At 36.4% G+C, this 5,565-nt stretch carries 6 protein-coding genes; 3 read left to right on the top strand and 3 right to left on the bottom strand.

What is annotated here, in order from left to right:
- Nucleotides 1-143: 143 nt before the first annotated feature.
- From ACPLVE_RS10870 to ACPLVE_RS10860, 3 genes are read right to left on the bottom strand one after another with little or no spacing between them, the layout of a single operon-like run.
- Nucleotides 144-806: a peroxiredoxin gene (locus tag ACPLVE_RS10870; RefSeq protein ID WP_424611565.1), complete on the bottom strand. Its 663-nt coding sequence runs from the start codon at nucleotides 804-806 to the stop codon at nucleotides 144-146.
- A 1-nt stretch (nucleotide 807) separates the two neighbouring features.
- Nucleotides 808-1,257, bottom strand: a complete 450-nt coding sequence (locus ACPLVE_RS10865) for a Fur family transcriptional regulator (protein WP_424611564.1) — start codon at nucleotides 1,255-1,257, stop codon at nucleotides 808-810.
- Nucleotides 1,258-1,273: 16 nt separating this feature from the next.
- On the bottom strand, nucleotides 1,274-1,450 hold the full coding sequence (locus ACPLVE_RS10860) for a MarR family transcriptional regulator (RefSeq protein WP_424611563.1): 177 nt from the start codon (nucleotides 1,448-1,450) through the stop codon (nucleotides 1,274-1,276).
- Between the two features lie 289 nt (nucleotides 1,451-1,739).
- On the opposite strand from ACPLVE_RS10860, the gene galT reads away from it, so the two are divergent.
- Genes galT through glgA form a run of 3 tightly spaced genes read left to right on the top strand, consistent with a single transcriptional unit; the run spans nucleotide 1,740 to nucleotide 5,384 of the window.
- Entirely contained in the window at nucleotides 1,740-2,741 is a 1,002-nt protein-coding gene (galT, locus tag ACPLVE_RS10855) for a galactose-1-phosphate uridylyltransferase (RefSeq protein ID WP_424611562.1), read from the top strand.
- Nucleotides 2,741-4,213 carry a hypothetical protein gene (locus ACPLVE_RS10850; RefSeq protein WP_424611561.1) on the top strand — a complete coding sequence of 491 codons (1,473 nt, stop codon included), beginning with the start codon at nucleotides 2,741-2,743 and terminating at the stop codon, nucleotides 4,211-4,213. The genes galT and ACPLVE_RS10850 overlap by 1 nt, the downstream gene beginning before the upstream one ends.
- Nucleotides 4,206-5,384 carry a glycogen synthase gene (gene glgA / locus ACPLVE_RS10845; RefSeq protein WP_424611560.1) on the top strand — a complete coding sequence of 393 codons (1,179 nt, stop codon included), beginning with the start codon at nucleotides 4,206-4,208 and terminating at the stop codon, nucleotides 5,382-5,384. Before ACPLVE_RS10850 ends, glgA begins: the two co-directional genes overlap by 8 nt.
- Nucleotides 5,385-5,565 lie beyond the last annotated feature (181 nt).

Here is a 5,565-nt window from a genome sequence, read left to right as displayed (position 1 = left end):
CGCTTTGCAACTCCGGAGCATTAACACAAAATGCCACTTAAATAAGAAGCACTTTCTCAACAAACTAGGGCAAAGCGAAACGGGCTTGAAATCTTCAAGCCCGTTTCGCTTTGTCGAAAAGAAGGGATATTTTATGGGTGACCTCATTTCAAAGGTTTGTGTACAAACCACCAGTCAAAAGCCTCAATTTCTTTTGTCTTTATCTTTTCTTTTCGCTCATTTGCAGAAGCTTCATCGGTGGAAGGCGGCACTATTACATGGTCTTTAATTAAGTAGTTGTTTGGCCACTTCTCAGGAAGTGCAACGCCGTACTGATCTGCTACCTGAAGTGCTTTTAAGGCTCTTAATACCTCGTCTACATTTCTTCCTACTTCCTGTGGATAGTACATGATAAGCCTTATCACGCCTTTGTCATCTACGATAAATACGGCTCTAACTGTGTTTGTTCCTTTACCGGGATGAATCATTCCTAACTGATTGGATACTTTTCCTAGTTCATCAGCTATTACAGGGAAAGGTATCTGTATTCCTGTATTGTCTTTTATCCACTCTACCCATTTGATGTGAGAGAATACCTGGTCGACTGAAAGCCCAATGAGTTCAGTGTTTAATTGCTTGAATTCCTCAGCTTTTCTTGCAAATTCTACAAACTCTGTTGTGCAAACTGGTGTGAAGTCTGCTGGGTGGCTGAAGAGCACAAACCATTTTCCTGCGTAGTCTTCAGGCAGTCTCTTTACTCCGTGAGTTGTCATTACCTCCATAGATGGGAACTTTTCACCTAAAAGTTTCATTCTTACCTCTTCCATTTTACTCTTCCTCCTTAAAATTTTTTATTATTTTTTCATTACACTCTTTACAGATGCCATAAACATTTATGTCAACATTTTTAATTGAAAACCCTTTTAACTCATCCACTTCTAACATTTTTTCTGATACAGGGAAGTCATAAACTTTTCCACAAATTTCACATTTAAAATGGCCGTGAAATCGAGTATTAATATCGTATCTTAACTCTTTTTCCTTAAAAGATAAAGTGCTAACAAGCCCTTTTTTTAGAAACAAGTCCAAAGTGTTATAAACACTCGTTTTAGAGAGAGTAGGAATTTCGTTTATCAGGCTTTTATAAATGTCATCTGCGGTAGGATGAATTCTATTTTCTAACAGATACTTTAGTACTTTAATCCTTATTGTAGAAGGCCTTATTCCATGCTTTTTTAAATACTCTTTTAATTCCTCCACTCTATAAGTCATTTTCATTACTTCTTTCTTTAAATTATCTGGCAGCGTAATAGCACCTTTTAGGAGATATTATTAGGTTTTCCTTTTTTAATTCTTTTATAGCCTTGTCAACGTCTTTTTTGTCTACATTAGCTTTTAAAGCTATGTCTCTTGGTTTTAAAGGCTCTGGAGATTCTTTTAAAGTTTTTAACACCAACTCCTTTATCTCCATTTTATCACCTCTTTAAACTAAATTCATTTTTGTATTGATTACAATTTTATTATAATATCAATTTTTGATTCTGTCAATAGTTTTTTAAAAAATTTTTTTAAGATAATAATTATTATTTATAGGTCGGAATTTCTTAGGTATAAAATTCATTTGACAATTTTAAGAGCAAGGTATATTATAAAAATATAGAATGCATTCGGTTGCATTGAATTCATATAAAGCATTTTTATTTTTAAAAAGCTATGCATTCGATTGCATAATAAAATTGTTTGGAATAGGGGAGAAAACCATGTCGGAAATAAGGTTTGATTTAATTACAGGGAAAATGGTTATTATAGCTGTAGAAAGGGCAAAAAGGCCTCATGATTTTGTTATTGCTCATCAGGAAAAAAAGGGGAGTAAAAATTGTCCCTTCTGCCCAGGTAATGAAGCCATGACTCCACCAGCCCTTATAGAGATAAAAGATAAAAAGGGAAAGTGGCTTGTAAGAGGGTTCCCAAACAAGTTTGGTGCGCTTAACAGGGAAGAGAAAGAAATCGAAGTACCAGCCCTTTATAAAGCCGAATATGGCTACGGAGTGGCGGAGGTTATCGTGGAGTCTCCCTATCACGATGTGACCTTTGGGGGATTGAGTGTTGAGCAGATAAAGATGGTTTTTCATGCTATAGTCGAGAGATATAAGGCAATTGCGGAAGATAAAAAGATAAAGTATATACAAGTTTTTAAAAATTTTGGCCCAAGAGGAGGAGCTTCACTAGAGCATGGACATTGGCAGATAATTGGAACGCCTTTTGTTCCTGATTTGGTGAACAAAGAGATTGAGGGGACGCAGGATTATATAAAAAAGGAAAGAAAATGTCCTTATTGCGAGATTGTCCAGTATGAAAAAGAGGCCGGTGTCAGGTTGATAGGTGAAAATGAATATTTTTTGGCTATAGCGCCTTATGCTTCCCAGTATCCTTATGAATCATGGATAATTCCTAAAATTCATCAGGAAAAATTTGAAGATTTAGATGAAAAACACCTATCAGGACTTGCAGAGATTTTAAAGCCTTTGATTGAAAAGTATGAAAAGGAGTTTGATATGCCTCCTTATAATATTGTGCTTCACACTCTTCCTCCAGAAGATTTGAGGAATTACCACTGGCACTTGGAGATTGCACCAAGGCTAACGATAGCGGCGGGGTTTGAACTTGGTACAGGAGTTTATATAAATCCAGTGGCACCTGAGTTGGCTGCGTCAGTTTTGAAAATAGATGTTTTACAACCTGCGAGGAAAGAAGTGGTGTAATGGAAAAAGTTATATCACGTATAAAAGGGGACAATTTAAAGAGATTTAGATGGTTTCAAGAAAAAGCCTATGAAGTTTTGAATGTTTTTATAAGAGACTATTTCATCATATACGAAGAAAATGACGAAACGCTAGCGGTAGTTATTTTAGGACTGCTACTTAAAAATCCTGTTGACAAAAGCCCTTATACAGCTTATTATTACCTTCCAGTTTTTATATCGAAAGAGATTAAAAAAGCGGATTTGATAGACCAAGTAAAGCTGGAAGGTAGAACTTATTTTATATATGATGCTATAGATTCCCTGCCCTATGTAAAATGGTTGAACGAGATTTTGTTAAATAAAGGTTCGGTAGAGTTTAAATCTGGTGCAAGACTCAGGTCATATCTTTTAAAAGAGGAAGACATATATAAAGTAGAAAGATTGAGTGATAAATCCACAAACAGTCTGACGTATTTGAGAAAAGACGAGATAATTAAAACCTACAGAAAGTTTCTGGAGGGGATAAACCCGGATTTAGAGATGACCTTTGAGCTTAAAAAAACTGGTTTTGAAAATGTGCAAGACATAAGAGGCTATTTTTTGTACGAAGTTCCTACAGGAGAAAAGTATACTGTGGCAATGGTATTAGAATATATAAAAAATCAGGGAGATATGTGGCAATATACACAGCAGTATTTGATGCAGATGATATATCAAAGAAAAACAGATTTCTCGGACTATATTGAAGAAGTGAAAAAAATAGCTAAAATCATTGGTGAAATGCATACCAAGCTTTCCTTTACAAAAGAAAATATAAGTCAAGAAAATGTGAATAAGATTTTAAGCAACATAAAAGATAATTTCTCTAAGCTTTTAGCTTTTGTGGAGGGGAAGCATTTTGATAAAACTACAAAGCTTTTGATCGAGGATATAAAGGGATTTAAAAGCTTTATTTTTGAAGAGTTAGATGAATTTTCTCACATGTCTCTTGGCAAGTACATGAGGTGCCATGGAGACCTTCATCTCGAGCAGATTTTAAAGGCAGATAGAGGATATGTGATAATAGATTTTGAGGGCGAACCTACGAAGCCTATAGAAGTGAGAAGAGAAAAGATTTCACCCTTGAAAGACGTAGCAGGAATGCTGAGGTCCTTTAGCTACGCCGCATATGCGGCCTATTTCAATTATTTAGAGAAAGAGGGGAAGGACGAGGAGGAAGAGATAGAGGAACTTCTCATATCGTGGGAGAAAGAAGTGGAAGAAGTATTTGTAAAAGAATACGTGGATGCTGTGTCCCAAAAAGCTCCAGACCTTCTGCCAGAAGAAGAATTTTTAAAGGTTTTGGCTCTATTTAAATTGGATAAAGCTCTTTTTGAAGGTATTTATGAAGTGAACAACAGACCTAGCTGGTTCAAAATACCTCTTAATGGTATTTTGGAATGTATAAAAGACCTTAAAAAACCGCAAGAAATGGGGGTAAGTTATGGATAGTTTGAAAGTCACGATTTTTACTAATGAATACCCGCCAAATATATACGGTGGAGCAGGAGTTCATGTGGATTACCTCACAAGAGAATTATCAAAATTTATGCAGGTGGATGTAAGATGTTTTGGAGAGCAGCAAGTAATTTCGGAAAATTTAACAGTAAAAGGATATAAAGAATGGGAAGAGCTAAAAAAAGACTCAGACCCTAAATATCAGAAGGTTTTAGGGCCTTTTTCAGTAGATCTGGCAATGGTAAAAGACCCCATAGATTCCGACATACTTCACTGTCATACCTGGTATACTTTTATGGCTGGTTTCATTGGTAAAAAACTTTACGATAAGCCATTGGTCGTTACCATTCACAGTCTGGAGCCTTTAAGACCATGGAAAGAAGAACAACTTGGGAACGGATACAGGTTAAGCTCATGGATGGAAAAAACAGGGATAGAAGCTGCCGACAGGATAATAGCTGTTTCTCAGGGTTCGAAGGAAGATATATTAAAATATTTCGATGTTCCTGAGGAGAAAATAGAAGTGATACACAATGGCATAGATTTGAAAGAATATAAAAAAGTAGATAGAAATATTGCCAGAAAAAAGTATGGGATTGAGGGGAGGTATATCCTTTTTGTAGGGAGAATATCCAGGCAGAAGGGTATTACCTACCTTATAGATGCTGTTAAGTATTTGCCTAAAGATGTAAAAGTAGTGCTTTGTGCTAGTTCTCCTGACACTCAAGAGATTTTGGAAGAAGTTGAAAATAAAGTGAAAGCCCATGACAATATAATCTGGATAAATGAAATGGTAAAAAAAGAAGACATAGTAGAGCTCTATAGCAATGCGGAAGTGTTTGTGTGTCCTTCTATATATGAACCCTTTGGGATAATAAATTTGGAAGCCATGGCCTGTGAAACTCCTGTTGTAGCAAGTGCCACAGGAGGGATTAAAGAAGTTGTGGTCCATGAAGAGACGGGTTTTTTGGTGGAACCAGGTAATTCTGAAGAGCTTGCCAAGCATATAAATATTTTATTGGAGAATAAGGAACTGGCAAAGAAATTCGGGGCAAATGGAAGAAGAAGAGTAGAAGACATGTTCAGCTGGGAAAGCATTGCTAAAAGGACTTATGAAATGTATAATAACGTCATAAAAGATTATTATAGAAGCACCAAAAAGTAAGACAGGGCTAAATTGCCCTGTCAGTTTGTTGACAAAGTACTTCTTATTTAAGTGGCATTTTGTGTTAATGCTCCGGAGTTGCAAAGCGACTAAACTAAGGCTCACTTTTCGAGCTCCGGCGGGGTACCGGCCAATTCGCCCTTCGGGCTCAGGTGGCCGCTCGCTTTGCTCGCCCCGCCTT

The organism is Caldanaerobacter sp., from assembly GCF_049701115.1.
Taxonomy (GTDB): Bacteria; Bacillota; Thermoanaerobacteria; order Thermoanaerobacterales; family Thermoanaerobacteraceae; genus Thermoanaerobacter.
Note: the sequence above shows the minus strand (reverse complement) of the source record. Positions and strands in the feature narration are given on the sequence as shown.